Annotated in this window: 30 protein-coding genes; 11 read left to right on the top strand and 19 right to left on the bottom strand. The window is 61.2% G+C overall.

Annotated elements, in window-relative coordinates; translation table 11 throughout:
* Positions 1-3 precede the first annotated feature (3 nt).
* The 3 genes from GZH79_RS07125 to ilvD all read right to left on the bottom strand — a co-directional run bounded on the left by GZH79_RS07125 (position 4) and on the right by ilvD (position 3,254).
* A complete protein-coding gene (locus GZH79_RS07125) occupies positions 4-768 on the bottom strand; it encodes a DUF6478 family protein (RefSeq protein WP_211643124.1) in 765 nt (254 codons plus the stop codon).
* 102 nt (positions 769-870) lie between these two features.
* Positions 871-1,488 carry a dihydroxy-acid dehydratase gene (locus GZH79_RS07120; RefSeq protein ID WP_211643097.1) on the bottom strand — a complete coding sequence of 206 codons (618 nt, stop codon included), beginning with the start codon at positions 1,486-1,488 and terminating at the stop codon, positions 871-873.
* A 2-nt stretch (positions 1,489-1,490) separates the two neighbouring features.
* The gene (gene ilvD / locus GZH79_RS07115; protein ID WP_211643096.1) at positions 1,491-3,254 is read right to left on the bottom strand and encodes a dihydroxy-acid dehydratase; all 1,764 of its coding nucleotides are present in this window, start codon (positions 3,252-3,254) and stop codon (positions 1,491-1,493) included.
* A gap of 130 nt (positions 3,255-3,384) precedes the next feature.
* On the opposite strand from ilvD, the gene GZH79_RS07110 reads away from it, so the two are divergent.
* Genes GZH79_RS07110 through GZH79_RS07095 form a run of 4 tightly spaced genes read left to right on the top strand, consistent with a single transcriptional unit; the run spans position 3,385 to position 7,046 of the window.
* Positions 3,385-4,254 carry a CPBP family intramembrane glutamic endopeptidase gene (locus GZH79_RS07110; protein ID WP_211643095.1) on the top strand — a complete coding sequence of 290 codons (870 nt, stop codon included), beginning with the start codon at positions 3,385-3,387 and terminating at the stop codon, positions 4,252-4,254.
* A 56-nt stretch (positions 4,255-4,310) separates the two neighbouring features.
* The gene (accD, locus tag GZH79_RS07105) at positions 4,311-5,249 is read left to right on the top strand and encodes an acetyl-CoA carboxylase, carboxyltransferase subunit beta (protein WP_211643094.1); all 939 of its coding nucleotides are present in this window, start codon (positions 4,311-4,313) and stop codon (positions 5,247-5,249) included.
* Positions 5,250-5,251: 2 nt separating this feature from the next.
* Positions 5,252-6,526: a folylpolyglutamate synthase/dihydrofolate synthase family protein gene (locus tag GZH79_RS07100; RefSeq protein WP_211643093.1), complete on the top strand. Its 1,275-nt coding sequence runs from the start codon at positions 5,252-5,254 to the stop codon at positions 6,524-6,526.
* Complete coding sequence (locus GZH79_RS07095; RefSeq protein WP_211643092.1) at positions 6,516-7,046, top strand: hypothetical protein; 531 nt, start codon at positions 6,516-6,518, stop codon at positions 7,044-7,046. Before GZH79_RS07100 ends, GZH79_RS07095 begins: the two co-directional genes overlap by 11 nt.
* A 117-nt stretch (positions 7,047-7,163) precedes the next feature.
* Here the strand turns inward: GZH79_RS07095 and zapE are convergent, their stop codons facing one another.
* The 9 genes from zapE to greA are packed head-to-tail and all read right to left on the bottom strand — an operon-like array spanning position 7,164 to position 14,398.
* Positions 7,164-8,228, bottom strand: coding sequence for a cell division protein ZapE (gene zapE, locus GZH79_RS07090; protein WP_211643091.1), 1,065 nt, complete (start codon positions 8,226-8,228; stop codon positions 7,164-7,166).
* 55 nt (positions 8,229-8,283) lie between these two features.
* On the bottom strand, positions 8,284-9,189 hold the full coding sequence (locus tag GZH79_RS07085) for an alpha/beta fold hydrolase (protein ID WP_211643090.1): 906 nt from the start codon (positions 9,187-9,189) through the stop codon (positions 8,284-8,286).
* Complete coding sequence (locus GZH79_RS07080) at positions 9,186-10,091, bottom strand: NAD(P)-binding domain-containing protein (RefSeq protein ID WP_211643089.1); 906 nt, start codon at positions 10,089-10,091, stop codon at positions 9,186-9,188. Before GZH79_RS07080 ends, GZH79_RS07085 begins: the two co-directional genes overlap by 4 nt.
* Positions 10,088-10,708, bottom strand: coding sequence for an HAD family phosphatase (locus GZH79_RS07075; protein WP_211643088.1), 621 nt, complete (start codon positions 10,706-10,708; stop codon positions 10,088-10,090). The genes GZH79_RS07080 and GZH79_RS07075 overlap by 4 nt, the downstream gene beginning before the upstream one ends.
* Positions 10,709-10,719: 11 nt before the next feature.
* Positions 10,720-11,169, bottom strand: coding sequence for a YaiI/YqxD family protein (locus tag GZH79_RS07070; protein WP_211643087.1), 450 nt, complete (start codon positions 11,167-11,169; stop codon positions 10,720-10,722).
* On the bottom strand, positions 11,166-11,993 hold the full coding sequence (fghA, locus tag GZH79_RS07065; RefSeq protein WP_211643086.1) for an S-formylglutathione hydrolase: 828 nt from the start codon (positions 11,991-11,993) through the stop codon (positions 11,166-11,168). The genes GZH79_RS07070 and fghA overlap by 4 nt, the downstream gene beginning before the upstream one ends.
* 48 nt (positions 11,994-12,041) lie before the next feature.
* Complete coding sequence (locus GZH79_RS07060) at positions 12,042-12,965, bottom strand: AEC family transporter (RefSeq protein ID WP_211643085.1); 924 nt, start codon at positions 12,963-12,965, stop codon at positions 12,042-12,044.
* On the bottom strand, positions 12,965-13,918 hold the full coding sequence (locus GZH79_RS07055) for a hypothetical protein (RefSeq protein WP_211643084.1): 954 nt from the start codon (positions 13,916-13,918) through the stop codon (positions 12,965-12,967). Before GZH79_RS07055 ends, GZH79_RS07060 begins: the two co-directional genes overlap by 1 nt.
* A 9-nt stretch (positions 13,919-13,927) precedes the next feature.
* A complete protein-coding gene (gene greA, locus GZH79_RS07050; RefSeq protein WP_211643083.1) occupies positions 13,928-14,398 on the bottom strand; it encodes a transcription elongation factor GreA in 471 nt (156 codons plus the stop codon).
* Between the two features lie 185 nt (positions 14,399-14,583).
* Between greA and GZH79_RS07045 the strand changes: the two genes are divergently transcribed.
* The 3 genes from GZH79_RS07045 to GZH79_RS07035 all read left to right on the top strand — a co-directional run bounded on the left by GZH79_RS07045 (position 14,584) and on the right by GZH79_RS07035 (position 18,916).
* On the top strand, positions 14,584-16,230 hold the full coding sequence (locus GZH79_RS07045) for an electron transfer flavoprotein-ubiquinone oxidoreductase (RefSeq protein WP_211643082.1): 1,647 nt from the start codon (positions 14,584-14,586) through the stop codon (positions 16,228-16,230).
* A 113-nt stretch (positions 16,231-16,343) separates the two neighbouring features.
* Entirely contained in the window at positions 16,344-18,041 is a 1,698-nt protein-coding gene (locus GZH79_RS07040) for a tetratricopeptide repeat protein (protein ID WP_211643081.1), read from the top strand.
* Complete coding sequence (locus GZH79_RS07035) at positions 18,038-18,916, top strand: 4-(cytidine 5'-diphospho)-2-C-methyl-D-erythritol kinase (RefSeq protein WP_211643080.1); 879 nt, start codon at positions 18,038-18,040, stop codon at positions 18,914-18,916. Before GZH79_RS07040 ends, GZH79_RS07035 begins: the two co-directional genes overlap by 4 nt.
* Here the strand turns inward: GZH79_RS07035 and GZH79_RS07030 are convergent.
* Complete coding sequence (locus tag GZH79_RS07030) at positions 18,892-19,890, bottom strand: polyprenyl synthetase family protein (protein ID WP_211643079.1); 999 nt, start codon at positions 19,888-19,890, stop codon at positions 18,892-18,894. The genes GZH79_RS07035 and GZH79_RS07030 overlap by 25 nt on opposite strands.
* 49 nt (positions 19,891-19,939) lie before the next feature.
* Between GZH79_RS07030 and GZH79_RS07025 the strand changes: the two genes are divergently transcribed.
* From GZH79_RS07025 to GZH79_RS07015, 3 genes are all read left to right on the top strand, one after another.
* Positions 19,940-20,155 (top strand): DUF2007 domain-containing protein, encoded by a 216-nt coding sequence (locus GZH79_RS07025; protein ID WP_211643078.1) that lies wholly within the window; start codon positions 19,940-19,942, stop codon positions 20,153-20,155.
* Positions 20,152-20,916, top strand: a complete 765-nt coding sequence (locus GZH79_RS07020; protein ID WP_211643077.1) for a methyltransferase — start codon at positions 20,152-20,154, stop codon at positions 20,914-20,916. The genes GZH79_RS07025 and GZH79_RS07020 overlap by 4 nt, the downstream gene beginning before the upstream one ends.
* A gap of 119 nt (positions 20,917-21,035) precedes the next feature.
* Positions 21,036-21,200: a YdcH family protein gene (locus GZH79_RS07015; RefSeq protein WP_211643076.1), complete on the top strand. Its 165-nt coding sequence runs from the start codon at positions 21,036-21,038 to the stop codon at positions 21,198-21,200.
* Here GZH79_RS07015 and GZH79_RS07010 read toward each other — a convergent pair.
* The 4 genes from GZH79_RS07010 to GZH79_RS06995 form a co-directional block, all read right to left on the bottom strand.
* The gene (locus tag GZH79_RS07010; RefSeq protein ID WP_211643075.1) at positions 21,197-22,060 is read right to left on the bottom strand and encodes an EamA family transporter; all 864 of its coding nucleotides are present in this window, start codon (positions 22,058-22,060) and stop codon (positions 21,197-21,199) included. The genes GZH79_RS07015 and GZH79_RS07010 overlap by 4 nt on opposite strands.
* A gap of 68 nt (positions 22,061-22,128) precedes the next feature.
* A complete protein-coding gene (gene phbB, locus GZH79_RS07005; RefSeq protein ID WP_211643074.1) occupies positions 22,129-22,851 on the bottom strand; it encodes an acetoacetyl-CoA reductase in 723 nt (240 codons plus the stop codon).
* 228 nt (positions 22,852-23,079) lie between these two features.
* Positions 23,080-24,255 (bottom strand): acetyl-CoA C-acetyltransferase, encoded by a 1,176-nt coding sequence (locus GZH79_RS07000; RefSeq protein WP_211643073.1) that lies wholly within the window; start codon positions 24,253-24,255, stop codon positions 23,080-23,082.
* Between the two features lie 86 nt (positions 24,256-24,341).
* Positions 24,342-25,145 (bottom strand): EAL domain-containing protein, encoded by an 804-nt coding sequence (locus tag GZH79_RS06995; RefSeq protein ID WP_211643072.1) that lies wholly within the window; start codon positions 25,143-25,145, stop codon positions 24,342-24,344.
* A gap of 81 nt (positions 25,146-25,226) precedes the next feature.
* On the opposite strand from GZH79_RS06995, the gene GZH79_RS06990 reads away from it, so the two are divergent.
* Positions 25,227-25,796 carry a DNA-3-methyladenine glycosylase I gene (locus GZH79_RS06990; RefSeq protein WP_211643071.1) on the top strand — a complete coding sequence of 190 codons (570 nt, stop codon included), beginning with the start codon at positions 25,227-25,229 and terminating at the stop codon, positions 25,794-25,796.
* On the opposite strand, the gene GZH79_RS06985 is transcribed toward GZH79_RS06990, so the two are convergent.
* Together GZH79_RS06985 and moaD are read right to left on the bottom strand one after the other, a co-directional pair.
* Positions 25,783-26,223, bottom strand: a complete 441-nt coding sequence (locus tag GZH79_RS06985) for a molybdenum cofactor biosynthesis protein MoaE (protein ID WP_211643070.1) — start codon at positions 26,221-26,223, stop codon at positions 25,783-25,785. The genes GZH79_RS06990 and GZH79_RS06985 overlap by 14 nt on opposite strands.
* Positions 26,223-26,468 carry a molybdopterin converting factor subunit 1 gene (moaD, locus tag GZH79_RS06980; RefSeq protein ID WP_211643069.1) on the bottom strand — a complete coding sequence of 82 codons (246 nt, stop codon included), beginning with the start codon at positions 26,466-26,468 and terminating at the stop codon, positions 26,223-26,225. The genes GZH79_RS06985 and moaD overlap by 1 nt, the downstream gene beginning before the upstream one ends.

The following is a 26,468-nucleotide window of genomic DNA, read 5'->3' as shown; positions in this document are numbered from 1 at the left end:
GTCCTATAGGTCGGCGCGCGGATAACGACTTAACGTTACATCGCGCAAGGTAATCTGGTTCATTTCCGCGCCTTCGAAAATCAGGTCGAGCCAAGCCTTTTCGATCCGCTTTTCATTGACGTCGCTATAGGCCAGATCGAATTCGACGATCATTTCGCCATTCGCATTCTTGATCTCTTGCACCATCTGTTCGGTGTTCGGCCCGTGCCGGATATTCAAACGTGCAAAGATTTCCAGCGGCTTCTCCAGCTCGACATTCACCACAAGGCGGATGATATGCCGCCGCAACAGCCCGTTGACCGCATCGTCGGGCAGGTCCAGCACAAGGCTGAGAAAGCTGCCGTCGAACCGGAACACATCCAACCGGATCCCAAACGGCGCCATGTCGCTTTCGCGGGTATTGCGGATTTGGCGCAGGGTCAGTTCGCTGATGTCGCAATCGTGGAACAGTGTCAGATGTTCACCAAGGCTGGCGCGATTTTCGACCCCGACGATTCCAGTCACCGGCAATGGCCCGCGCCATGCTGTTGGCCGCCACGACCACAGCGTGCCACCAGGCCGGACGAATGCATTCGTGCCGATGCGCGGCAAGGCAAGGCGGCTGTCGGCCACGAACCGCAGTTCTGCCAGCCGGGACATCAATTCCATCGCCCGCTGACGGTGTAGCTGCAACCGGTTCAGATCAGCGGTTTCCGCCTGACGTGCGGCACGGGTCCAGCGCGCCAGACTGACCCGGTGAAGCAGACCCGACAATGCTTCACGACCCAAGCCCACACGATGTCCTTTCGCTGCGATCCGATGCGCGGTCCAAGTTGCCGCACATCTGTTTAACTGACCAATTATTTCGGTTTTGGAAACAGCGTCCTGCCGTCAGGCCGCGCTCTGTTCGCGTGTATTGGACAAACGCAACAGTTCGCCCACACGGTCCAACAGGTCGCGCGACTGAAACTGCGACAACGGCGCATCGATCATGCCACGCACGGTGACCGTCACGACGCGACCGCGCACATCGGTAAAAAGACGCCAGCTTTCGGGCTGCGTGCCAATGATGTCCGGCGGCGCGGTATCCAGCGTATAGACCGATACCGCGTTGTCGCTTGCATTCGTCGTGACCACCTCGATCGGGCCACCGATGTCAGACACACCCAACAGGGTAGCCCCCTGATCTGTTTCCAGAAACGCACGAAAGGCGGGTTCGGACCCGGCGACGATCGCGCTACCGGCGTCCCCCGCCTGTACCGTAATCATGGCCAAGGTATCGGGAAACGGGGTTTGCACCCCCGGATCAAGCAGTCCGCATGCCACCAGAAACGCAAAGCCCCGCGCCGGGCGGGAAACCTGTGGGTCCAGGCAATAGCCATCCGGCGCGGCCACAACGATCCCGCCCGCAAGCCGGGTCGCCTGCGCGCCCGGCCCACCAATCGGGCCTGTGACCTCGCAGGCGCTCAGCAGCAACGCCATGGCGCCGAACAAAAGCCTGGACCACATGATCAAAGGTCCATGTAGATGTGTTTTTCCATCTTGGCACCGGGATGCGTAACCGCACCCTGACGTGCCCCCCCCACAAGCTGCGAGAATTTCCACAGCGCGCCGGACGTATAGATCGTTTCACGGGGTCCGGACCATTCGGCACGGCGCTGGTCCAGTTCCGCATCCGTCAGATCGACGGACAATTCCCCGGTCAGCGCATTCAGCGTGATCACGTCGCCGTCTTTTAACAGTGCGATGGGTCCGCCGTGCGCCGCTTCTGGACCAACATGGCCCACGCAGAAACCGCGGGTCGCGCCAGAAAACCGGCCATCGGTGATCAATGCGACCTTTTTGCCCATGCCCTGACCGGACAGGGCTGCCGTAGTCGCCAGCATTTCGCGCATGCCGGGACCGCCTGCCGGGCCTTCGTTGCGGATGACCAGCACCTCGCCTTCTTTGTAGGCGCGCGCCTTGACGGCGGCAAACGCCTCTTCTTCGTTTTCGAACACGCGGGCGGGACCGCTAAAGACCTGCTCTGCCTCGCTCATGCCCGCGACTTTGACGATGGCGCCGTCGGGTGCCACGTTCCCGCGTAGACCGACGACGCCGCCGGTTTTGGTGATCGGATTGTCGATGAAATGGATCACCTTGCCGTCGGGCTCGCCTGCGATCAGGTCCAGTTCTTCACCGATGGTCTTGCCGGATGCGGTGATGCAGTCTTCGTGGATCAGACCTGCCTTGCGCAGTTCTTTCATCACGACAGGAATGCCGCCTGCGTCATACAGGTCCTTTGCAACGGCCTGACCGCCCGGTTTCATGTCGACGAAATAGGGCGTGTCCTTGAAGATATCACAGACATCCCACAGGTCGAAATCGATCCCCGCTTCGTGCGCCATGGCGGGCAGGTGCAGACCGGCGTTGGTCGAACCGCCGGTGCATGCCACGACGCGGGCCGCGTTTTCCAGCGATTTGCGGGTCACGATGTCACGGGCGCGGATGTTTGCGTTGATCAGGTGCATGACGGCACGGCCCGATGCCTCGCCATATTGGGCGCGGTCCTTGAACGGCGCGGGCATGCCCGAGCTGTTCAGCAGTGCAAGCCCGATCGCTTCGGATACGCAGGCCATGGTGTTGGCAGTGAACTGTCCACCACAGGCCCCGGCGGACGGGCAGGCCACGCGTTCCAGCACGGCCAACTGCGCTTCGGTCATTTCGCCGGACTGAAAACGACCGACCGCTTCGAACATATCCTGCACGGTCAGGTCACGATGGGCGAAATCAGCGGGTACATCGGCCCCTTCGGGCACTTTGCCCGGCAGGATCGACCCGCCATACATAAAGACAGACGGCACGTTCAGACGGATCATCGCCATCATCATGCCCGGCAGCGATTTGTCGCATCCTGCAAGCCCGACCAAAGCGTCATAGCCATGGCCCCGCATCGTCAATTCCACCGTGTCCGCGATCGCTTCGCGCGATGCCAGCGACGACCGCATGCCTTCGTGCCCCATCGCGATCCCGTCGGTCACGGAAATCGTCGTGAATTCGCGCGGTGTGCCTGCGGCTTCTTTCACGCCGCGCTTGACGGACTGTGCCTGCCAGTTCAGCGCGATGTTGCAAGGTGCGGCTTCGTTCCAGCAGCTTGCGACACCCACGAACGGTTGGGCGATATCCTCCTCGGTCAAATCCATCGCGTAGTAATAGGACCGATGCGGCGCGCGCGCGGGGCCTTCGGTCACGTGGCGGCTGGGCAGCTTGGATTTGTCGGGGCGATTGGCGGTCATGTCATCCTCCTGAAGGGTCTGGCATGGGTCTAATTTGCACACCCCCCCGTGACAAGCCGCAAGTGCGGTTGCAGGGGCCGACCGTAGCTGCATAACCTGCTACATGATCTGGCCGCGCTCTTATCTTCCCATGGCATCGTTTATCACGCCAGCGCAGCCTGCAGGCAGCGTGTTACGGGTCGTTGTCGTGCTCTTGCTGTTCGAGCTTGGCTTTGCCGCGATGCCGTGGGTGTTTGACGCGATGCTTGGGCTGGACGTTGATCTGGCCAGCCCGCTGGCAACCGTCGCGGAATTCGCCGTCTTTGCATTGCCCGCGCTCGCGCTGGCGCTTGGCCTGCGGGTCGTTCATGGCCGCGGTCTGATCAGCCTGATCGGCCCACCCGGCCGCGCGACCCGGCATATGATCATCGCGACGCTGGCCGTGGCGGCGGTGCTGGCCGTGCAGGAACCGATCTTGCTGTGGATGGACAGGGAACAGGGTCTGATCCTGCGCGATCCTGCGCATTGGCTGATCTGGCTGGTGCCGGGCCTGATCGTGATCACGATCCAAAGCGGCACAGAAGAATTGCTGTATCGCGGCTATCTGCAACAACAACTGGGCGCGCTGTCGCCGCGGCCACTGGTCTGGATGGTGCTGCCATCGGTCTATTTCGGCTTTGGCCATCTGTATAATGGCGCAACCACGGGCGAAGGCGTGTTGTGGGCGATCTGGGCCACCATGCTGGGACTGGCCTGTGCCGATCTGACAGCCCGGACCGGGACCTTGGGGGCGGCGGTCGGCCTACATGTCGCCAACAACGTCTTTGCCACCGTCGTCATCGGAGAAGCCGGTGGTCCGTCCAGCGGTCTGGCCCTGCTGCTTTATCCGCCGGTCGATGCGCTGCCGCCGGAAATCGGTCTGGTCGCCTTGGCGACACCTTATACGCTGGTCGATCTGGTGCTGTCCGCGCTGGCGGTGCTGGTGATGTGGCTGGCGGCGCGCGTGGCGCTGCGGGTGTAGATTGCATTCATGCCGCACCGCCGTTATCTCGGGATGAATTGCGAAAGGTGCCGCAGATGAACTGGATCACGAACTACGTCCGCCCCAAGGTCAACGCCCTGTTTTCAAGGCGCGAAACCCCGGATAACCTGTGGACCAAATGCGACGAGTGCGGCACGATGCTGTTTCACCGCGAACTGGCCGACAACCTGAACGTCTGCACCAACTGCGGGCATCACATGCCCATCGGCGCGCGAGAGCGGCTGGATTCGCTTTTCGACGGTGGTATCTATTCCGAAATCAGCGTGCCCGAACCTGTCACCGATCCGCTGCATTTCCGTGACCAGAAAAAATACACCGACCGCCTGAAGGACGCCCGCCGTAAAACCGGTGAAAAGGACGCGATGCTGATCGCCGAAGGCGACATGGGCCGCACAGGCGTCGTCGTGGCCGTTCAGGACTTCAGCTTTATGGGCGGGTCGATGTCGATGTATGTCGGCAATGCCATCGTGGCCGCAGCCGAACGCGCCATAGAACTGGGTCGACCCCTGATCCTGTTTTCCGCCGCTGGCGGTGCCCGGATGCAAGAAGGTATCCTGGGCCTGATGCAGATGCCCCGCACGACGATAGCTGTGCAAATGCTGAAAGAGGCAAGCCTGCCCTATGTCGTCGTGCTGACGCATCCGACCACGGGCGGCGTCACCGCATCCTATGCGATGCTGGGCGATGTGCAGATCGCGGAACCCAATGCGCTGATCGGCTTTGCCGGGGCGCGGGTGATCGAACAGACCATCGGTGAACAGCTACCCGAAGGATTCCAGCGCGCCGAATATCTGCTGGATCACGGGATGCTGGACCGCGTGACAAAGCGCACAGACCTGAAGGACGAACTGGTCACAATCCTGCGGATGCTGATGAAGCAACCCGCCGCCGTCCGTGGCGATCTGCCCGCGCCCGACGCAGACGCAGCATCCGAACCGATTCAAGCGGCCACCGCCCCGATTAAGGCCGACTGACCATGACTGCCCAGACGTCTGACGCGATCCTTGCGCGGATGATGACGCTGCATCCCAAGGTGATCGACCTGACGCTGGACCGGGTGTGGCGGCTGCTGGCGGCATTGGACAACCCACAGGACCGTTTACCCACTGTCATCCATATCGCGGGCACCAACGGCAAGGGCAGCACGCAGGCGATGATCCGCGCGGGACTGGAAAAGCGCGGCGACCGTGTGCACGCCTATACCTCGCCACATCTGGCGCGGTTTCACGAACGCATCCGGCTGGCGGGCGATCTGATTTCAGAACCCGCGCTGACGGCCATGCTGGACCGCGCCTATGCCGCAAACGGGCCTGACCCGATAACCTATTTCGAAATTACGACCGTGGCCGCACTGCTGGCCTTTGCCGAAACCCCCGCAGACTGGACCTTGCTAGAGGTCGGACTGGGCGGGCGGCTGGATGCGACAAACGTGATGACACCGCGCCTGTCGATCATCACGCCCGTGGATCTGGATCATCAGGCGTTTCTGGGTGACACGCTGGCCGCCATCGCGGGCGAAAAGGCCGGGATTATCAAACGCGGCGTGCCTTGCGTCGTTGGCCCCCAACACCCCCAAGCGCTGGACGTGATCGAAGACCGGGCCGCACGGCTGGGCGCGCCGCTGCTGGTGCATGGCCAGCATTGGCACGTGACCGCAGAACATGGGCGGCTGATCTATCAGGACGACACCGGCCTGCTGGACCTGCCTCTGCCGCATTTGCCCGGCCCCCATCAGATCACCAACGCAGGTGCCGCACTGGCAGCGCTGCGCCATCTGGGCGCGGATGATCTGGCCTGCGAAGCCGCCGTGACACGTCCGTACTGGCCTGCGCGGATGGAACGGCTGACGCGCGGCCCGCTGGTCGATCTGGCCGCACCCGCCGAATTGTGGCTGGACGGCGGGCATAACCCGGCGGCAGGCCGTGCCATTGCCGATACGCTGGCAGCCCTGCCCCGCAAACCCACGCATCTGGTCTGCGGGATGCTGAACACAAAAGACATCGCCGGATATCTGCGCCCATTGTCGGCGGTCTGTGACAGCCTGACCGCCGTATCGATTCCTGGAGAGGCGAATACCATTCCCGCCGCCGACACCGCCCAGGTCGCCCGCGAGGTAGGGTTGCAGGCGCAGACCGCCGACACTGTCGAAGACGCGCTGCGCCGCTTTGCCGGGGGTGATCGGGTACGCGTGCTGATTTGTGGTTCGCTTTATCTTGCCGGTCACGTGATGCGGCTGAACGATGTGGGCTAAGATCGTTTTTGCGACCATGTTGGCCGGACCGATGCAGGCCGAAACGCTGAACTTTTGCTGGACCGGCGGTGGTGGATACACGATGACGGGCCGCATGACGTTAAAAGCCGGGGCGATGGCCCGTACCGTTGCCACGGAATCCGATGTCTCTGCATTCAAGATCGCGGGCTATCACCGGGGGCAACTGCTGGGCACATGGGATATGGCACAGCGCAACCCGGACACGACATGGCACCTGCGGTTCGACCCGCTGTCGATGCAGTTCCTGACCGGCGGCAGTTTCGCGGGCACAAATTCGCAAGGCTGGAACGCGAACGGCGATGTGGATGATTGCGGCACATCGGGATTCGGTTTCAATTCAGGTAATTACGCGCAAGATATCTGTGTCAACGGCAGCTATGTCGCGGCCAGTTCGATCCCCCCCGAAACGCCGTTTCATGCAACCAGAAGCCCTGTCAGCGCCGATTGCGGTCTGCCTGCACCGCTGAGTAAATCGCGCTTGCGTGAAAAAATGAATTGACTGCGAATCACGCGTGATTCACAAAGATGTCAACGGGACAGAATGGCCGGCAAGAGTCATCGCGATCCAACGGCCTTGGCAGGGCGAAAGGCAGGCTTTAGGGCCTGCTTTTTCGTGTCAGGCAGGTGGTTTGTCGCCCCATCCATCCGCCTGCATTTCACGCAGCCGACTGGCCGTGCGTTCGAATTCAAAACTACCTTCGCCTTCACGGTAAAGGTATTCCGGCGCTGCGGCGGCTGAACAGATCAGCCTGACCCGCGCCTCGTACAAGGCATCGATCAGGGTGACAAATCGTTTGGCTTCGTTGAAATTGTCGCGGCCCAGCGATGGGATGTCTTCCAAGATCAGGACACGCACCGCGTCCGCCAACGCCAGATAATCCGCAGCGCCCAACGGCTTGCCGCACAGATCATAGAACGTTGCCCGGGCAACGCCGTTGCAAAATGCGGGCAAAATGACCTGTCGTCCCTTGACGTGCAACGTCAGCGGGGCCGCGTTCCCATCGTTGAAATCGTTCCAGATCGCCGCAATCTGCGCACGGGCTTCGGCATTGGCCGGGGTGAAATAGGTTGGCGTGCCCGCCAACCTGCCCTGACGATAATCCGTTTCCGCTGCCAGTTCGTGAACGACAAGCCTGTCGTGCAGCAGCGCGATAAAGGGCTTGAAAAGCTGGCGGTTCAATCCGTCCTTGTACAAATCGTCTGGGGGGCGGTTTGATGTGGTGATGATCGTCACACCAGCGGCGAACAATCCTTCGAACAGGCGCCCGACGATCATGGCGTCGGTAATGTCGGTGATCTGCATTTCGTCAAAACACAAAAGCCGGGTATCCGCCGCCAGTTTGGCCGCAACGGGTTTGATCGCATCGTCGACGCCCCGCTGGCGTGCCAGACCGATTTCAGTGTGGACCCACTGCATGAAGGCATGAAAATGCCGCCGCACCTTTGGCGCGTCGATCTGATTGTATGCAAGGTCCATCAGCATGGATTTACCGCGCCCGACGCCACCCCACATATAAAGCCCCTTGATCGGTTCGGGCGCACGGCGAAACAGCCCGGTCTTGACCGGCACCGACAGTTCACGTGCGATACGGTCAAGTTCCGGCAATACCGCGCGCTGCGCAGGGTCGTCTGTCAGCGTGCCGGCACGCACGGCGGCATCATATGCGTTCGAAATGGTCATGGAAAATCAGATATGCCGGGAAGCGGGCTTTGACAAATACGAAGCATGGGGGCCATCACACCGGCAGATCTGCGGCATGCCTGCGCATCAATTCAGCGACGCGGTCCGCATGTCGCCAAGGTAGGCCATGATCGGCTTCGACGATCACCTCTTGGGTGGCGTTGCGGTTCCATTGGGCAAGTCGCCCGGGCGCTGTCTGCGGGATCGTGCCGTCCTGCCCGCCCCAGATGGCAAGCACTGGCAGACCTTGGGTGGCCAGACTGCGATGGACGCTTTCCTGTGTTGTCCCCAGCAGACCGCGCAGGCTGGACAGCACGGCGGGCAGATAGCCGCGCCGGTCCAGCTGGTCGGTCTGCACCTGTCCCATCCGCGTGCCCGACGCTGCGACCTGCCGCAAAGCCCGCGCCCCGAATGCGCGCGCCATCCAGTCGCCCAGCACAGGCAGGTCGCGTGCCCTGCGCCAGAACGGCTGCAACGTCAGGTACATTCCCGCCGGTGCCAGCAGAACCAATCGCGTCACACGCTGCGGGTGCTGTGCCGCGTATATCGCGGCAATCTGCGCGCCCATGGAATAGCCCACCAGCGTCAGCGGTCCATCCGGCACCTGATCGCGCAACAGATCGTCAAGCTGGCGTAGAAAAAACGCCGCATTCTGCGGGCCAAGCACGGCGTCCGACAGGCCGCGTCCATATAGATCATATACCAATGTGCGCGCGCCTGTTTTCACAAGCTCTGCGCCCAAATCGTCGAACACCGGACTGGGCGTTGTCAGCCCGTGGATCAGCACCACCACCGGGCCGCGTGTCGGGCCTGACCAGCGATACCATGTCCGCGCTTGCGACAATTGCGCGACCTGCCCAAGGGGGCGCAATTCAGCAGCATGGGCGGGCTTGCGTGCATCGACCGCAAACGGCCAAGCGGCAATCCCCATCAGAACGATCAGCAGGGCCACCCAGATCATGCTGTGGCCTGCACCTGTCGCTGGATGTAATCTGCAGTCATCAGATCAAGGTGCCCACCGCCGCCGTTCTTGAACAGCGTGATATCGTCCGGTGATCGGGTAAATCTGTCCAGTTGGTAATAATCCGCGATGATGTCATCGGGCGTGATGACGCCCCGTGCCAGCGGGTCTTTCAGCTCTCCGATATGATCCATCGTGGTGCGCCGGTTGTCGACAAAAATGCGGGCGCGTCGCAGGGCTGCATCATCCGCTTCGCGCATGTCGGGGCGATAGGCACCGATCAGGTCGATGTGCTGACCGGGGTGGAACCAGTCGCCTTGCAGGATCGGCGCGCTTGTCATCGTGGCACTTGTCACGATATCCGCCGCGCGCACGGCGGATTCCAGATCCTGTGCGACCCGCGCGCCGTGTTCTGCCGCAAACCGTGCGGCCCCGTCAGCCGACCGGTTCCAGATGGTAAAACGCGCATCGGGAAATGCGGCCGCATAGGCCTGCCGCAAGGACGCGCCGACCGTCCCCGCGCCGACGATCAGGATATCGCGGCTGTCGGGCCGTGCCAGCCGCCGGGCAGCCAGCAAGCTATCGGCGGCGGTTTTCCATTTCGTTACCAATGCAAAATCCAGCACGGCAGTCAGGCTGCCGTCGTCATCGGACATCAGGTTGACCGCCCCGCCGACCATAGGACGCCCCTGTGCCGGGTTGTCGGGGAACACGGTCGCGGCCTTGACCAGCAGGCCCAGCCCCGCAATCCATGCGGACCGGTTCAACAATGTCCGGTTGCCCTGATACAGAAACACGTCTTCCAGCTCTGCTACAGGCAGATCGTGACCGGCGGCCAGCGCGTCGGTCAGGCCGATCCAGTCAAGGTGTGTTTCGGCCTCTGGTCCGATCAGGCGGGTCATTGCGCCTGCTCTGGTGTCAGCAGACCGTCTGACACCAGCCTGTCCGCAAAGCCCTGAGAATCGGCAAACAGATGCGTCTGCCAGCCCCGCTGATCCGCCATCGCGATATTGTCGGCGCGGTCGTCAGTAAACAGCAGGTCCGCCGGATCGACACCGCAATCGGTTTCCACCATGCGGTAGATTTCAGGATCGGGTTTGATGACGCCCATGTGGCCGGAAATGTATCGCCGGTCGAAATCGCGCAAAAACGGATAGATGGTTTCCGCCAGCGCAAAGGTCTGGATACCGAAATTCGACAGCGCAAAGACAGGCACACCAGCGCCGCGCAACGCCTGCAGCAAGCGGACAGAATGCGGGATATCCGGGCTGGCCATCTGCGCCCAATTATCATGCCACATCATGATTTCAGCGCGCCAGTCGGGGTTCGCATCGGCCATTGCCGCCACCGCAGCCGCGAAATCGTCACCGCGATCAACACCGTCGTTCATGGTATGCAGGTCCACCGCCGCGAACATTTCGCGCCGACGCAGCGCCCCGATCCGGCTGTCGTAAAAGCGTTCGGGCTGCCATTCGATCAGCACGTTTCCGATATCAAAGATCACGGCCTTTGCGGTCATGCGGGGTCCTTTCAGGGTTGCGCGGCTTTTCGGACGGCCCGTTCCAGTGCGTCCAGAAACCGCGATCTGTCGGCCTTGGAAAACGCGCGGCCACCGCCCTGACGGAATGGGTCGGCAGCGCGCATGTCGGCCATCAGGTCACGGGTGGCTAGGATGTTGCCGATATTGGCGGGGGTCAACGCCTCGCCATTGTGTTTCAGGACCTGCGCGCCGCCTTCGACGCAGCGGGCGGCCAGCGGAATGTCACCGGTGATGACAATATCGCCCTGCCCTGCGCGATCCGCGATCCATATGTCCGCCACATCCGGCCCGTCGGACACCACGATGGTCCGCACCAGCGGGTTGGCCGACGGGCGGATGCCGCCATTGCTGACGATGCACACGGGCACCTTGTGACGCGTGCCGACGCGTTCGACCTCTGCCTTGACGGGGCAGGCATCGGCGTCGACGTAGATCGTCATGCGTAAAGCGCCTGCGCGTGGAAATCGACGTGATCGGCCATAAAGGTCGAGATGAAGAAATAGCTGTGGTCATAGCCTTTTTGCAGCCGGATCTGGGCGTCGGCCTTTGCACCGGCGCAGGCGGCGGCGAAATCGCCTGTGTTCAGTTTGTCGTAGAACTGATCGTCTGTGCCCTGATCCACCAGCAGCGGTTTGTCGTACCCTTTGGTTTGCATCAGCAGGGTTGCGTCATGCGCGGTCCAGGTGCTGGCATCGCCGCCAAGATAGGCTTCGAACTGGCGCTGGCCCCAGTCGGACCCCGTCGGATGGCAGATCGGGGAAAACGCCGACACGCTGCGGAACATGTCGGGGTGTTTCAGCGCCAGCGTCAGCGCACCGTGACCGCCCATCGAATGCCCCATGATCGACACCCGGTCGAGGTCCAGCGGAAAATCAGCCAGTGCCGTCATCAGGTCGCGCGTGATGTATGTTTCCATCTGGTAATGTTTTTTCCACGGGTCTTGCGTGGCATCGACATAAAAACTGGCAGCGATCCCCATGTCGAACCCGTCGGCATCGGCCACGTCGTCACCACGGGGCGATGTGTCGGGAAACACGATGGCGATGCCCTGTTCGGCAGCCAATGCCTGTGCACCGGCCTTTGTCAGGGCGTTTTCATGGGTGCAGGTCAGGCCCGACAGATAGATCAGCACGGGCACGGGGCCGTTTGCCGCTTCTTCCGGCAGGAACAGGCCAAAGGTCATCTCGCAGGCCGTCGCCTGCGATGCGTGGGAATAAACGCCCTGCGTGCCGCCAAAGCATTTGTTTTCGGATAGGGTCTGCATCGGTCACTCCTTGAATTTGCCCACAGCTAGCGCGTGGTCGGGCGCATGTCACGTGACCAGCGCGATGACGACCGATACGGTCACGATCGACAGGGTCGTCGACACAAGGATCGCCGCCGATACGCGCTGCGGGGCAACGCGGTAGTGCTGCGCCAGCATGTAAACGTTGCCCGCGACCGGCAGTGCTGCCAATGCGATCATCACGCTGGCATCATAGGCATCGACGGTGAAAACCATCAGCGCAAACACAGCAACGGCCACCGGATGAAGCACCAGTTTGCAAAAGGTCAGCCATGACGCGACCGACAGCTTTTCCGCCGACTTGCTGGCCAACGACGCGCCGATGGCAAACAGCGCACCCGGCGTCGCGGCCCCGCCCAGCAGGACCACAAAATCATTGACCGGCTTGGGCACATCCCATGCCAGCGCCGATACCGTCAGGCCCAGCGCAATCGACACGATCATCGGGTTGGCCAGCAGGCCCAGCGCCACGGTTTTCAACACACCCAGCTGGATGCGTCCGTCACGACTGCCAGTGATCAGGATGACGATCAGACTGCCGAACACGATCAGATCGACGGCCAGCACCATCATGTTGGGACCAATCGCTGCGGGCCCCAGCAACAGGGTCAACATCGGAATGCCCAGAAATCCCACGTTGCCGATGACGGCGACCTGCGCCTCGACGGCGGCTTCGGCCACGGGCAGGCGCCGCACCATGGCCACGACGGTCGCCAGCACATAGATCAGCATCGTGCCGCAAAGATAGGCCGCAACGAACGACCAATCCCAGATCTCTGACAGTGACAGGTTGGCGGAAAACCGGAACAGCATCGCGGACAGCGCGAAATAGAACACGAATTTCGTCAGGTAGGCCGTCGCCTCTGCACTGAAAAAACCCGACCGGCCCGACATGTAACCCAGACCGATGATCGCAAAAAACGGCACGGTCTGAACAAAGATGTCCAGCATCAGTCAAAGACCCCGCTGACCCGCGCCACGATCATAAAGGCGCGGGCGGACCGGGTATCAGCCAGTGCGATCAGGTCGGCGTCAGTTGCATCGGGTTCGATCCCGGTCAGCATCCGGTCGAACAGGCGCAGAAAATGGTGGGATGCATCGCGGAAAATGACATCTTCGCGCATCCGTCCGGCCGTCAGCGCAAGACTGGACCGATCGCGGATGCCGCCCAGCGCCGCCACGGACCGCCCGCGTTCACCTTGGGCAAAGCGCCGCCACAGGTCGGGTTTTGCACGGTCGGGGCGCAGGTCGTCCATATAAATGCCGTCCTGGCTAAGCAGCGTCAGCACGTCCTGACTGGCCTTTACCAGTTTGCCAGCCGTGCGATCCCGCAGCGCGCGCCGTAGTGCGCCGAAACCGGCGGTATCATTTTCATCCTCTGGAAAATTCAGCGCGCGGATCAGCTCTGTCATTTCCAGTGGGATCGCCATGTCTTCGGCCGTGGTGCCCAGCGCAAGGACCGGTTGATCGTCAGCCACGGGGCTGATTGATGTGATCGTCAGTTTTTGCCGGGGCGCCTCGCGGCTAGAGGTAAAGGTCGCGACGGTTGCTTCTGTCTTGCGCGCCGCCCGTGCGATTTCATCCAGCCGCGCCTCGACCGTGCGGGGCGCCATGGCGCTGGTTTGGGGGGTGACGCGCAACGCCGCCAGCGCATCGTCCACGCGCAGCAGACGTCTGTGCAGATTGGCCAATCCATCCAGCAAGATGTAAGTGAACGCCAGCCCGCCAAGAGGCAACACCAGCGCCAGCAGATACACGATCAAGGGCAGGACGGCGGTTCCGTCGGCAGCCACCGGCGCAAAAACCCAAAGGACCGCAACAATCACGGCCCAGGTTGCGGCAATCACCCCGATCCACAGGCCCGGTGATCCTTCGTCTTGTGGCGCTGGACGAAACTCCGGCATCTGCGGTTGCTACTTGTATTCGATTTTAAGAATTTCGTAGGCTTTTTCGCCGCCGGGAGTCCGCACTTCGACACTGTCGCCTTCGTCTTTGCCGATCAGCGCACGTGCCAGCGGTGATTTCATGTTCAGCAGACCCTTTTCGATGTCGGCTTCGTATTCACCGACGATTTGATAGGTCTTTTTATCTTCGGTGTCTTCATCCACCAGATGCACAGTTGCACCGAATTTGACGTTACCCGACATCTTGGCCGGATTGATCACGTCTGCCAGCGAAATGACGCTTTCGAGCTCTTTGACCCGGCCTTCGATGAACGACTGTTTTTCCTTTGCCGAATGATATTCCGCATTCTCGGACAGGTCGCCGTGTTCGCGCGCTTCCGAAATCGCGCGGATGATAGCCGGACGTTCGACCGATTTCAGATGCTTCAGTTCGTCGTCCAGCTTCTTGAAGCCGGCGGCGGTCAGCGGGATCTTTTCCATGGTGGCACTCTCTTCGTGTGCGAATTCATCGGACGTTCATAGCGTATCCGGGACAGGTAAAGTCAAGCGGCAGTGGAACAGCATGCGAAAACAGCACGTTTGACGCCCCGTTGCGATTGCGACACCCGACAGCGTCCTGTAACCCTACGGCCTAATCATATTGCTGCACCTGCGAAGGATGGATCATGACCGAACGCGAATCAATGGAATACGACGTCGTCATCGTGGGCGCAGGTCCGGCCGGCCTGTCGGCCGCCATCCGTCTGAAGCAGCTTGATGCCGATTGCAACGTCGTTGTTCTGGAAAAAGGGTCCGAGGTCGGCGCGCATATCCTGTCCGGCGCGGTTCTGGACACCAGCGGTCTGGATCGCCTGATGCCGGACTGGAAAGAAAAAGGTGCGCCGATCAATGTGCCGGTGACCGAAGACAATTTCTACATGCTGGGCGAATCCGGTCAGATCCGCGTGCCGAACGTGCTGATGCCGCCGCTGATGAACAACCATGACGCGTATATCGTCAGCATGGGCAACGTCTGCCGCTGGATGGCCGAACAGGCCGAAGCACTGGGTGTCGAAATTTTCCCCGGCATGTCCTGTTCCGAACTGGTCTGGGGCGATGATGGCCGCGTCGCGGGTGTGGTTGCCGGTGAATTCGGTCGCAATCCTGACGGCACCGAAGGGCCGGGATATGAACCGGGCATGGAACTGCTGGGCAAATACGTCTTTCTGTCCGAAGGCGTCCGCGGGTCGCTGTCCAAACAGGTTATCGCAAAATTCAATCTGGACGCCGACAGCGACGTGCAGAAATACGGTCTTGGCATGAAAGAAATCTGGGAAATCGACCCAGCCAAGCACAAGCCGGGTACCGTGACCCATACGATGGGCTGGCCCCTGACCGAATCCGGCGCTGGCGGTGGATCGTTCATCTATCATCTGGATAACAATCAGGTTTACGTCGGCTTTGTGGTCCATCTGGGCTACAAGAACCCGCATACTTACCCCTACATGGAATTCCAGCGGTTCAAGCATCACCCGATGGTGCGCGACCTGCTGGAAGGCGGCAAGCGCGTCGCCTACGGTGCGCGCGCCATTTCCGAAGGCGGATACCAGTCGATTCCGCAGACCGCCTTTCCGGGGGGGTGCCTGCTGGGCTGTTCCGCAGGTCTGGTGAACGTTCCGCGCATCAAGGGAAACCACAACGCGATGCTGTCGGGCATTCACGCGGCAGAGGCCGCGATGGACGCCATGAACAACGGGCGTCAGGGCGATACGCTGACCGACTACGACACCACCCTGAAAACGGGCCCCGTCGGGATCGACCTGCGTCAGGTCCGCAATGTCAAACCGCTGTGGTCGCGGTTTGGATTGCTGACATCGCTTGCCGTCGGCGGTTTCGACATGTGGACGAACTATCTGTTTCGCCTGTCGGCGCTTGGCACGCTGAAACATGGCAAGTCCGACGCCGCTGCGACCGAACCCGCCGCAAAGCACAAGACCATCAACTATCCCAAGCCGGACGGCAAACTGTCGTTCGACAGGCTCACCAACGTGGCATTCAGCTTTACCAACCACGAAGAAAGCCAGCCCGCACACCTGAAACTGAAAGATCCATCCATTCCGGTCGGCGTGAACCTGCCGGAATTTGCCGGACCGTCGGCGCGCTACTGCCCGGCCGGTGTGTATGAATTCGTCGGCGAAGGTGACGACACAAAGTTCCAGATCAATTTCCAGAACTGTGTCCACTGCAAGACCTGCGACATCAAGGACCCCAGCGAAAACATCGTCTGGACCGTGCCGCAGGGTGGCGATGGACCGAACTACCCCAACATGTGATGGCGCGCGGGCGGCGGTGGATCGCCGGATCAACGCCCTGTGACGCCCGGGTGATTGCACCGCATCGGACCTGCCCCTAGGGTGCGGGTCCGAACAATTTTCAGGCCAGTTGCATGATCAAACGCATTTCCGTCACCGCCCTGCTTGCGGGGCTGCTGTCGCTGCCCGCCCCGGTTTTGGCGCAAACTGATCCCGGTGCCTATCTGGCAGCTCGCAGTGCAGCCAGTTTTCGCGATTATGCACCAGCGGCGACCTATTTCGAACAGGCGCTTCAGGAAGACCCCGAAAACCCGGCCCTGCTGGAAAGTGCGGCAATTTCCTATGTTGCCTTGGGCGATATCGACCGTGCAGCGGTGTTTGCGCGTCGCATTCAGGACGCCGGGCTGGACAGCCAGATCGGCAGCGCCGTGCGTGCCACCATCGCAGGCAAGACTGGTGACTGGGCGGCCTTGCTGTCAGTCGACGAACCGTTGGCGATCAGCCCGTTGTTCGACGAATTGGCGCGCGCATGGGCCATGGTCGGTCAGGGCAACATGACAGACGCCCTGTCCGCATTTGACGCCGTCGCAAACACCGAAGGCATGCGCAGCTACGGCTTGCTTCACAAGGCGTATGCCTTGGCGACCGTCGGCGATTACGAAGGCGCTGTTGCCATTCTGGCAGACCCCGGCGATGGCACGACCGCGTTCAGCCCACGCGCCGCCATCGCCCATGCGCAGATCCTGTCACAACTGGACCGCAACGAAGATGCGCTTGCAGTGGTGGCGGACGTCTTCGGCGAAACGCTTGATCCGGGCATCGTGGCAATGCGGTCACAACTGACCGCAGGTGAATCGCTGCCCTACGATATCGTGACCAACGCCGTCGAAGGTCTGGGCGAAGTGGCGTTCATGATCGGCAGCTTGCTGGCGGGCGAAGCGCAGGACGATTACATCCTGCAGTATGCCCGGATGGCGCAATATCTGGCCCCCGACAGCGTCGATGCCACACTACTGACCGCGGCATTGCTGCAGGATATGCAACGCTACGATCTGGCCAACGAAGCCTTTGCCCGCGTTCCCGCGACTGACCCCGCCTACCCGTCCGCAGAACTGGGCCGGATCGACAGTTTGCGCCTGCTTGGCCGCGACGATGCCGCCATCGAAGTCGCACAGGCGCTGGCGCGCTCGCATCCCGACCTGCCCTATGTGCAATCACGGCTGGCCGATGTGCTGCGCGACGACGGCCAACTGGCAGAGGCCAAAGCGGCCTATACCACGGCCATCGACCTGTACCCCGAAACCGACCCAAACCTTTGGATCATCTATTATTCACGCGCCATCGTATCCTACGATATGGATGACTGGCCTGCAGCGGAATCCGATTTCCGCAAGGCACTGGAGCTTGAACCGAACCGGCCAGAGGTCCTGAATTATCTGGGCTACAGCCTTGTGGAACGCGGCGAAAAGCTGGACGAGGCGCTGGACATGATCGAACGCGCGGTTGCCGGCCGCCCCGACAGCGGCGCGATCATCGATTCGCTGGGATGGGTCTATTACACGCTGGGTCGCTACCGCGAAGCTGTCGAACCACTGGAAGCCGCCGCAGCACTGGAAGCGACCGATCCGATCGTGAACGACCATCTGGGCGATGCCTACTGGGCCGTCGGACGACAGCGCGAGGCACGGTTTCAATGGCAACGTGCCCTGTCATTTGAACCCGAACCGGACCTTGCCGACCGTATCCGCGCCAAGCTGGAATTGGGATTGGACGCGGTGCGCGACGCCGAAGGCAAACCGCCCATCGTACTGGCCACCGAACCAAACCCATGATTGCAAACACGGCGCTGGCCCCGGCCAAGATCAACCTGACACTGCACGTCACGGGACAACGTGACGACGGCTATCACCTGCTGGATTCGCTGGTGGTCTTTCTGGACCTTGGCGACGGTCTGCGTGTCGGCCCCGCCCCCGACTTGCGACTGTCCGTCACCGGACCGTTCAAGATGGGCGTCCCCACGAACCACAATAATCTGGCGATGCGCGCCGCCCAGATGCTGGCGCAGGCGACAGGTGCAACGCGGGGTGCGGCGCTGACGCTGGACAAACTGCTGCCGCATGCAGCGGGGATCGGCGGCGGATCGGCTGATGCCGCGTTGACGCTTCGCCTGCTGGCCGATTTTTGGAATGTCGATCTGGCCGACCTGACACTGGACGAGATTGTGGCACTTGGGGCTGATGTGCCGGTCTGTCTCGCCGGACCGGGACCACTGCGGATGCGCGGCGTCGGCGACGACCTGAGCACCGTTGCCAAACTGCCGGATTGCGCGCTGGTGCTGGTCAAACCGGACGTGGACGTGGCGACGCCCGCGATCTTTCAGGCGCTGCGCCAAAAGAACAACGCCGCGATGGATGATCTGCCGTCCGGGCTGGATCTAGAGGGTTTCGCCGCTTGGCTGGACACACAGCGTAACGATCTGCTGCCGCCCGCGCGTGATCTTGCCCCCGATATTGCGGTGGCACTGGATGGCCTACGGCGATTGCCGCAGGTCAAGGCGGTCGGCATGTCCGGATCAGGTGCGACCTGCTGGGGGCTAACGGCGCATACCGCTGATGCCAAGACTGCGGCGAAATCCATGCAGTTGAAACATCCGCGTTGGTGGGTGGCCCCCGGTGGGGTGCTTCAGACCAGTCGCGCCACGACGTAATCGGCCAGATCGGACAGCATGTCCTTGATCGGGTGGTCCGGCAGCGGTGACAGCGCATCGCGGCTTTGCGCGGCCCAGTGCAATGCCGTTTCACGCGTGCTGTCCAGCGTGCCGTGACGCGCCAGCAAATCCTGTGCCTGCGCCAGATCGCCGTCTTCTTGCACACGCTTTTCCAGCGTCCGGGTCCAGAACACCCGGTCGTTGGTATCACCCGCCGCGATGGCCCGAATGACCGGCATGGTCAGCTTGCCCTCGCGGAAATCATCACCGACATTTTTGCCGATGCCCGCCCCGCCCTGCCAGTCCAGCAGGTCGTCAACGATCTGGAACGCAATGCCCAGCGCATCGCCGTAATCGAACAGCGCCTTGACGTGATTGTCGGGTGCCGACGCGATAACGCCCCCCACCTCTGTCGCGGCGGAAAACAGCGCCGCCGTCTTGCCGCGCACGACCTTCAGATACGTGTCTTCTGTCGTGGCGATGTTGCGGGCGGCGGTCAGTTGCAGCACTTCGCCTTCGGCGATGGTCGCGGCCGCATTCGACAGAATGCGCAGCACGTCCATGTTCCCGGTTTCAGTCATAAGCTGGAAACTGCGCGCGAACAGGTAATCGCCTACCAGCACGGAACTGGAATTGTCCCACAGCAGATTGGCCGTGGGTTTACCCCTGCGCTTGTCGCTTTCGTCGACGACATCGTCATGCAACAGGGTCGCCGTATGGATGAATTCCACCGTCGTCGCCAAATGCACATGGTACGGTCCGCCGTAACCACACAGGTTTGCAGCCGCCAGCGTCAGCATGGGGCGCAGCCGTTTACCGCCCGCACCGATCAGATGGGCCGTCACTTCGGGGATGCGAGGCGCGTTTTCAGATGCCATCCGTGCCGCGATCATGTCGTTGACCGCCGCCAGGTCGGACGACAAAGCCTGCGCCAGACGTTCATGGGGCTTGGTTGCAGCGTGATCGAGGCTCATGTGTCAGGTCCCGTGTTGTGGGTGGCGTGGATGCGGTTAAGATAGCAGGATGAAAGAACTGTTGCGCACAAACGACCCCACGGTCATCGCACTCGCCACTGCCCTTCTGGACGGTGAGGGGATACCCTGTTTCACTTTCGACGTAAACATGAGCGTCCTTGACGGCAGCTTGGGCATTCTGCCGCAACGCGTCATGGTGACGGACCGCGATCTGTTCATGGCGCGCGCCGTGATGAAGGACGCGGAAATCGACACCTCTGCATGACGGACACCGCAGGTGCCGTCACCCATGATGCGTTTCTCGGCGGCCGTCTGACATTACAGCAGCCCGTGCGCGGCTATCGCGCCGGGGTCGATCCTGTCCTGCTGGCCGCGACAGTGCCCGCGACACCCGGACAGACCGTGCTGGATCTGGGTTGCGGTGTGGGCACCGCAATGCTGTGTCTGCACGCCCGTGTGCCGGGTCTGACCCTGACCGGGGTCGAGGTGCTGCGCGATTATGCCGACCTTGCCGCCAGCAATGCAGCCAATGCGGGCGCGCAGGCCAAGATTCATTGCGCCGATCTGATGCTGCTACCAGACGCCGTACGGCAGCAGACGTTCGATCATGTCATCACGAACCCACCCTATTTTGACCGCAGGGCAGGTGCGCCTGCAGATGATGACGCGCGGGATCTGGGCCGGGGTGGGCCCGTCGGGCTGCGCGACTGGCTGGACGTCGCAATCAAACGGATCAAGCCAAAGGGCTGGATGTCACTGATTGCGCCGACAGCGCAATTGGACACGGTCCTTGCCACGATCCACGGAAGGTTGGGAACGATTCGTGTCCTGCCGCTTGCCGCACGTGCAGGACGCGCGCCCGGACTGGTCATTGTGCAGGCCCAACATGGCGGGCGCACGCCGCTTTTTCTGGCACCGACGCTGCCGATGCACGCAGATCCGGTACATATGTCCGATGCACCGGATTACACCCCGCTGATCCAGTCAATCCTGCGGGACGGCAGACAATTGCCGATTTGCGGTTAGGAATTTGGCAAGAATTGCGCCGCAAGATGCCTCTACGCAACGGGCAGCAGGTAACAGATGACAAAACGATGACATTGTGCTGGAATACCCTTGTTCTACATCAACTGAAGGAGCGGACCATGAGCTTGAATTCCCACATCACGGAGTTGAAGAAAAAGCACCAGACACTTTCAGACAGCGTCGAACAGATGCAAAAACGGGCGGGGTCCGATGACATGGAAATTGCCCGCCTCAAGAAAGAAAAGCTGATGCTGAAAGAAGAAATCACCCGGCTTTCAGTCTAACCTTTCGCGGCGCTGGCCCGTGCCGCCAGTGCCGCGCCAATCGCGATCAGCGCTGTCGCCGTGGCTAACGTCCATGTCGCGGGCGACATTCCGGCAGCGACCAAAACCAAGGTCGACAACAGCGGTGCGGCATAGGACGCCGCCCCCAAAAGCTGGATATCACCGCGTTTCATACCGACATCCCAGACAAAAAACGCCAGCCCGACGGGACCAAGGCCCAGCCCCGCGATGGCGACCCAGGCCGTTGCGGTGGGTGTTACCCAGTCTTCGGCAGCCATGTGGACACCCAATGACAGCACCGCAGTCGCCGCACAAAATACCGTGACACTGACCGTCGGCACAGTCCCGAAACGGCGCGAGGTTACAGAATAACCCGACCAGAACAGCGCGCACAACAAGGCCAGCGCATAGCCCACGAATGCACCCGTGCCCGGTTCACCGCGTCCGGCACCGATGATCAGCGCGGCCCCGGAAAACCCCAGCAGTGCGCCGGCTACATGACCACGGCGCAGACGTTCGCCGGGCAAAAGCCCTGAAAACAGCACGATAAGCAACGGCCAAAGATAGGCAATCAACCCCGCCTCTGCCGGCGGGGCGAGCCGGAGCGCGGAAAAGTACAACGCATGATACCCGAATAAACCGAATGTCCCCAACAGGTAGATGCTGACCGGCACGTGCCGGAGCTGGTCCAAGGTGCCGGTCATCACCCCCCAGACCAGCCCGACCCCGGCCCCCACGGCAAAGGTCAGCGCTGTCAGTTGGAACGGTGGCACCGGATCGGTGGCTACAGTGAACAACGCCAGCAACGCCCATAGCAGGACGGCAGAAAATCCGATGAGGGTCGCAGTGCGTCGGGTCATGATGTCACGCAAAAGGGCCGGGAGGCGATCCCGGCCCTTGTTTCATGTCGCTGCTTTACGCGAAAGGGTCAGGTCAGATACTGACCACCGTTCGCAGTGATCGTCGATCCGGTAATGAACCCCGCTTCGTCCGAGGCAAGGAACACGACCGCGCGGGCAATTTCTGCCGGTTCGCCCAGACGGCCCACAGGGATCGCGCCGACGATGCTGTCCATGACCTTTTCGGGGATCGTGCTCATCATGTCGGTGTTGATATAGCCGGGCGCGATCACGTTCACAGTGATGCCCGCGCGCGCGCCTTCTTGTGCCAACGCCTTGGTAAAACCGATATCGCCTGCCTTGGCGGCGGCATAATTGGCCTGCGCAAACTGACCCTTTTGCCCATTGATGGACGAAATGGTGATGATGCGCCCGAATTTGCGTTCACGCATGCCCGGCCAGATCGGATGCGTCATGTTGAAAACGCCCGACAGGTTGGTGTCGATCACTTCGGACCATTGCGCGGGCGTCATTTTGTGAAACGGGGCATCGCGGGTGATGCCCGCGTTGTTGACCAGCACTTCGATTGGCCCGACATCTTCCTCGACCTGTTTCAGCCCGGCGGCGCAAGCATCATAGCTGCCGACGTCCCATTTATAGGTCTTGATCCCGGTTTCGTCGGTAAAGGCTTTTGCCTTTTCGTCATTGCCCGCATAGGTCGCAACGACCGTGTAGCCTTCGGCCTTTAGTGCGTGGCTGATGGCCCCGCCGATGCCGCGTGTGCCGCCAGTAACAAGTGCTACTCTGCTCATGTGATTTTCCTCCCGGTAGTCGTATTTAACCAGACCTATGGTAATGGCTTGGCGTCTTGCGTCCATCCTCTTTGCCGCGTGGATATGTCGTCACCCGTGATTCAATGAAATTCTTATCGGTTGTCGGGCCATCACCGCCCCCACACAGGCGTGCCTGTCACGACCGGATGCAAACAGCATCGCAAAACGGCGGTACGCCGGGGCAGAATATCGCCCCGGCAAAAGTGTTCAGACGCGTTCGATGCACATGGCAACGCCCATACCGCCACCGATACACAGCGTTGCCAGACCCTTTTTCGCGTTGCGGCGCTGCATTTCGAACAGCAACGTATTCAGAATCCGGGCACCGGATGCACCGATCGGATGGCCGATGGCGATGGCACCGCCGTTCACGTTCACGACGTCGGGGTCCCAGCCCATTTCCTTGTTGACGGCGCAAGCCTGCGCGGCGAACGCTTCGTTCGCTTCGACCAGATCAAGGTCGGTCGGTTTCCAACCCGCCTTGTCCAGCGCCTTGCGGCTGGCGTGGATCGGGCCGACACCCATGATCGTGGGGTCCAAACCGGCTGTGGCATAGGATACGATCCGTGCCAGCGGGGTGATCCCGCGCTTTTCGGCATCGTCCGCCGACATCAGGATCACGCCTGCCGCGCCATCGTTCAGACCCGATGCGTTACCTGCTGTCACCGTGCCGTCCTTGGTAAAGGCGGGGCGCAGTTTCTGCATGCTTTCGACAGTTGCACCGTGGCGAATGTATTCATCGGCATCGACGATTGTTTCGCCTTTGCGGGTTTTTACGGTGTAGGGCAGAATTTCGTCGGTGAAGCGTCCCGCCGCTTGCGCGGCTTCTGCCTTGTTCTGGCTCGCGGCGGCGAATTCATCCTGTGTGTCGCGGCTGATCTGAAATTTTTCCGCCACGTTTTCAGCGGTTTGCCCCATGTGATACCCGTTAAAGGCATCCCACAGACCGTCGCGGATCATCGTGTCGATATATTTCACATCACCCATCTTATGTCCGGCCCGCAGATGCGCGGCGTGCGGGGACAGCGACATGTTTTCCTGCCCCCCTGCCGCCACGATCTGCGCGTCACCCAGCTGGATATGCTGCGCGCCCAGCATCACGGCACGCAGGCCCGAACCGCAAACCTGATTCAGTCCCCAAGCGGATGCTTCGATGGGCAGGCCTGCGTTGATATGGGCCTGCCGGGCCGGGTTCTGGCCCTGTGCGGCGGTCAGCACCTGCCCCAGAATTGTTTCGGACACTTCGGATTTGTCGATCCCCGCGCGGGCGACGATCCCTTCCAGCATGGCGGCACCCAGATCATGGGCCGGAACTGCGGCAAATGCCCCATTAAAACTGCCGACGGCGGTGCGGCCGGCCGACGCGATTACAACATTGGTCATTTCATACCTCTTTGAAACCATGACGGCACAACTCCGCCCTTAGGCAAAGCGTATGATCCCAGCGCGGCAGAGGCAACTGCAAGCCATCACCGCAAGCGAAAGCTAGGCCGTCCCGTGTGATAGCCTTGCAGACAATCGACACCGATCCGCGACAGGATCACCGCATCCTGATCGCTTTCAACGCCTTCTGCGACAACGAACATTTCGAACTGTCGGGCTACGGTGGTCAACGCTTCGACCAGGACCTGATTGTCTGGTCTGCCCGACAGGTCTTGGGTAAACGTCTTGTGAATTTTCGCCAGATCGAAATAGAAATCCCGCAGGTGCAGGAAAGAAGTAAGGCCCCCACCAAAGCCATCCAGCGCAAAGCAAACGCCCCGCGGCTGCATTTCCAGCATGAAACGTTTCACGACTTCGTGCAGGTTCATCGCCGATTGTTCGCTGATTTCAAGGATCAGCCGATCACCCAGATTGTCACGTTGCGCCAACGCGTCCGACATCGTGCTACGCCATCGCCAATCCGCAAGCGACCGCGCCGACACATTGATCGACAGACGGATATGTGCATTTTCAGCCAACAGGTTCAGCGCAAGTTTCAGCGCGAGCGTATCGATCCGCCGCCCGATATCAGTGTTGGACACCTGCGGCATAAAACTGGCGGCTGGCAGCACCCGACCGAAATCGTCCAGCAACCGGATCAACCCCTCGTAAAAGCAGATCCTGCGGCTGGCGTCGGCGGATACAATCGGCTGAAATGCCAACTGCGCGCGCCCTGCATCCAGTGCGGCGGCGACAAGGGATTCGATATCCGCATCGCGGCTGGCAAAGGCCGCCAAAAGCGGGTCTGAGAATTCGAGCGCGTTGCCTTCGGCATTGGTTTTGGGTAGCATCGCAACGTCCCGGATAAGGTGGTGCCATCATGGCGCGCGGTCCGCTAACATCTGCTTAATGTCATCGCTGATCGGAACACCATGACCCTGACACGCTGCGCCTGGGCGGGTGACGACCCGCTGTATCAGACCTATCACGACACCGAATGGGGCGTGCCGGAACGCGACAGCCGCGCGCTGTTTGAAAAGCTGGTTCTGGACGGATTTCAGGCAGGTCTGTCTTGGATTACGATCCTGAAAAAGCGCGACAACTTTCGCAGCGCGTTTGCCGGGTTTGACCCCGACATCATCGCCACATGGGGCGCGGACGATGTCGACCGCCTGCTGATGGATGCGGGAATCGTGCGTCACCGGGGCAAGATCGAAGCAACGATCAAGAATGCCCGCGCCTATCAGGCCATCGAAGCCGCGCAGGGATTTGACATGTTTTTGTGGCGCTACGTCGACGGTGTCCCGCTTCAGCCGCACCGCGCGACGATGGCGGACGTTCCCGCGCAAACGCCCCTGTCAGTGCAGGTGTCAAAGGATCTGAAAAAGGCGGGTTTCACATTCTGCGGTCCGACGATCGTGTATGCGTTCATGCAGGCCTGCGGTCTGGTCAACGACCACATCGTCGATTGTCACTGCCACACCGGGCTTACCAACGGGTAAGCGCGGTTTCGTCCGTGTCCTTGGCCGCGACCCAGTCGGCCCCGTCGGCGGTGATTTCTTTTTTCCAGAACGGCGCGCGGGATTTCAGATAATCCATCAGAAAATCCGCCGCCGCAAACGCATCGGCCCGGTGGGCAGAGGCGGTCGCCACCATCATGATCTGTGCGCCCGGCGCCAGTTGACCATAACGGTGGATCACCAGCGCATCGGTCAATGCCCATCGGTCGCGCGCCTGCTGAACCAGCGTGCCAATCGCCTTTTCGGTCATGCCGGGGTAGTGTTCGATCAGCATGTGACGCAATCCGCCGTCCAAGTCGCGCACTATGCCGGTAAAGCTGACAATCGCCCCTGCCCCAGCGGCACCTTTTGTAAAACGGTTCAGTTCCTGCCCCGCATCAAAAGCAGCGTCTTGCACCCGGACGGACATCAGCCGCCCGTCATCGGGGGGAAAAACGCCACTTCTCTGACCCCGGCCAAGGGCGCGTCGAAATCGGTCAATTCCTGATCCAGTGCAACGCGCAGCGCCGCCGTATCGGCAAAAGCCATCGCATAGCGGTCTTCGCGCGCCGACAGTTCAGCCACCAGATCGGCCACGGTTGCAGCATCTGTGTTCACTGTTTCGCGCGGTAGGCCAATCCGTTCGCGGACCCATGCGAAATACAATACATCCAT

It is taken from the genome of Loktanella sp. SALINAS62 (genome assembly GCF_018263905.1).
In the GTDB taxonomy this organism is placed as follows: domain Bacteria; phylum Pseudomonadota; class Alphaproteobacteria; order Rhodobacterales; family Rhodobacteraceae; genus Loktanella.
This window is presented reverse-complemented; position numbering and strand designations above follow the sequence as displayed.

Bases quoted from the DNA above. Each gene is read 5' to 3' on its own strand.
- GZH79_RS07120 (WP_211643097.1), bottom strand. From the start codon at position 1,488: ATGTGGTCCAGGCTTTTGTTCGGCGCCATGGCGTTGCTGCTGAGCGCC.
- ilvD (WP_211643096.1), bottom strand. From the start codon at position 3,254: ATGACCGCCAATCGCCCCGACAAATCCAAGCTGCCCAGCCGCCACGTG.
- GZH79_RS07110 (WP_211643095.1), top strand. From the start codon at position 3,385: ATGGCATCGTTTATCACGCCAGCGCAGCCTGCAGGCAGCGTGTTACGG.
- accD (WP_211643094.1), top strand. From the start codon at position 4,311: ATGAACTGGATCACGAACTACGTCCGCCCCAAGGTCAACGCCCTGTTT.
- GZH79_RS07100 (WP_211643093.1), top strand. From the start codon at position 5,252: ATGACTGCCCAGACGTCTGACGCGATCCTTGCGCGGATGATGACGCTG.
- GZH79_RS07095 (WP_211643092.1), top strand. From the start codon at position 6,516: ATGTGGGCTAAGATCGTTTTTGCGACCATGTTGGCCGGACCGATGCAG.
- zapE (WP_211643091.1), bottom strand. From the start codon at position 8,228: ATGACCATTTCGAACGCATATGATGCCGCCGTGCGTGCCGGCACGCTG.
- GZH79_RS07085 (WP_211643090.1), bottom strand. From the start codon at position 9,189: ATGATCTGGGTGGCCCTGCTGATCGTTCTGATGGGGATTGCCGCTTGG.
- GZH79_RS07080 (WP_211643089.1), bottom strand. From the start codon at position 10,091: ATGACCCGCCTGATCGGACCAGAGGCCGAAACACACCTTGACTGGATC.
- GZH79_RS07075 (WP_211643088.1), bottom strand. From the start codon at position 10,708: ATGACCGCAAAGGCCGTGATCTTTGATATCGGAAACGTGCTGATCGAA.
- GZH79_RS07070 (WP_211643087.1), bottom strand. From the start codon at position 11,169: ATGACGATCTACGTCGACGCCGATGCCTGCCCCGTCAAGGCAGAGGTC.
- fghA (WP_211643086.1), bottom strand. From the start codon at position 11,993: ATGCAGACCCTATCCGAAAACAAATGCTTTGGCGGCACGCAGGGCGTT.
- GZH79_RS07060 (WP_211643085.1), bottom strand. From the start codon at position 12,965: ATGCTGGACATCTTTGTTCAGACCGTGCCGTTTTTTGCGATCATCGGT.
- GZH79_RS07055 (WP_211643084.1), bottom strand. From the start codon at position 13,918: ATGCCGGAGTTTCGTCCAGCGCCACAAGACGAAGGATCACCGGGCCTG.
- greA (WP_211643083.1), bottom strand. From the start codon at position 14,398: ATGGAAAAGATCCCGCTGACCGCCGCCGGCTTCAAGAAGCTGGACGAC.
- GZH79_RS07045 (WP_211643082.1), top strand. From the start codon at position 14,584: ATGACCGAACGCGAATCAATGGAATACGACGTCGTCATCGTGGGCGCA.
- GZH79_RS07040 (WP_211643081.1), top strand. From the start codon at position 16,344: ATGATCAAACGCATTTCCGTCACCGCCCTGCTTGCGGGGCTGCTGTCG.
- GZH79_RS07035 (WP_211643080.1), top strand. From the start codon at position 18,038: ATGATTGCAAACACGGCGCTGGCCCCGGCCAAGATCAACCTGACACTG.
- GZH79_RS07030 (WP_211643079.1), bottom strand. From the start codon at position 19,890: ATGAGCCTCGATCACGCTGCAACCAAGCCCCATGAACGTCTGGCGCAG.
- GZH79_RS07025 (WP_211643078.1), top strand. From the start codon at position 19,940: ATGAAAGAACTGTTGCGCACAAACGACCCCACGGTCATCGCACTCGCC.
- GZH79_RS07020 (WP_211643077.1), top strand. From the start codon at position 20,152: ATGACGGACACCGCAGGTGCCGTCACCCATGATGCGTTTCTCGGCGGC.
- GZH79_RS07015 (WP_211643076.1), top strand. From the start codon at position 21,036: ATGAGCTTGAATTCCCACATCACGGAGTTGAAGAAAAAGCACCAGACA.
- GZH79_RS07010 (WP_211643075.1), bottom strand. From the start codon at position 22,060: ATGACCCGACGCACTGCGACCCTCATCGGATTTTCTGCCGTCCTGCTA.
- phbB (WP_211643074.1), bottom strand. From the start codon at position 22,851: ATGAGCAGAGTAGCACTTGTTACTGGCGGCACACGCGGCATCGGCGGG.
- GZH79_RS07000 (WP_211643073.1), bottom strand. From the start codon at position 24,255: ATGACCAATGTTGTAATCGCGTCGGCCGGCCGCACCGCCGTCGGCAGT.
- GZH79_RS06995 (WP_211643072.1), bottom strand. From the start codon at position 25,145: ATGCTACCCAAAACCAATGCCGAAGGCAACGCGCTCGAATTCTCAGAC.
- GZH79_RS06990 (WP_211643071.1), top strand. From the start codon at position 25,227: ATGACCCTGACACGCTGCGCCTGGGCGGGTGACGACCCGCTGTATCAG.
- GZH79_RS06985 (WP_211643070.1), bottom strand. From the start codon at position 26,223: ATGTCCGTCCGGGTGCAAGACGCTGCTTTTGATGCGGGGCAGGAACTG.
- moaD (WP_211643069.1), bottom strand. From the start codon at position 26,468: ATGGATGTATTGTATTTCGCATGGGTCCGCGAACGGATTGGCCTACCG.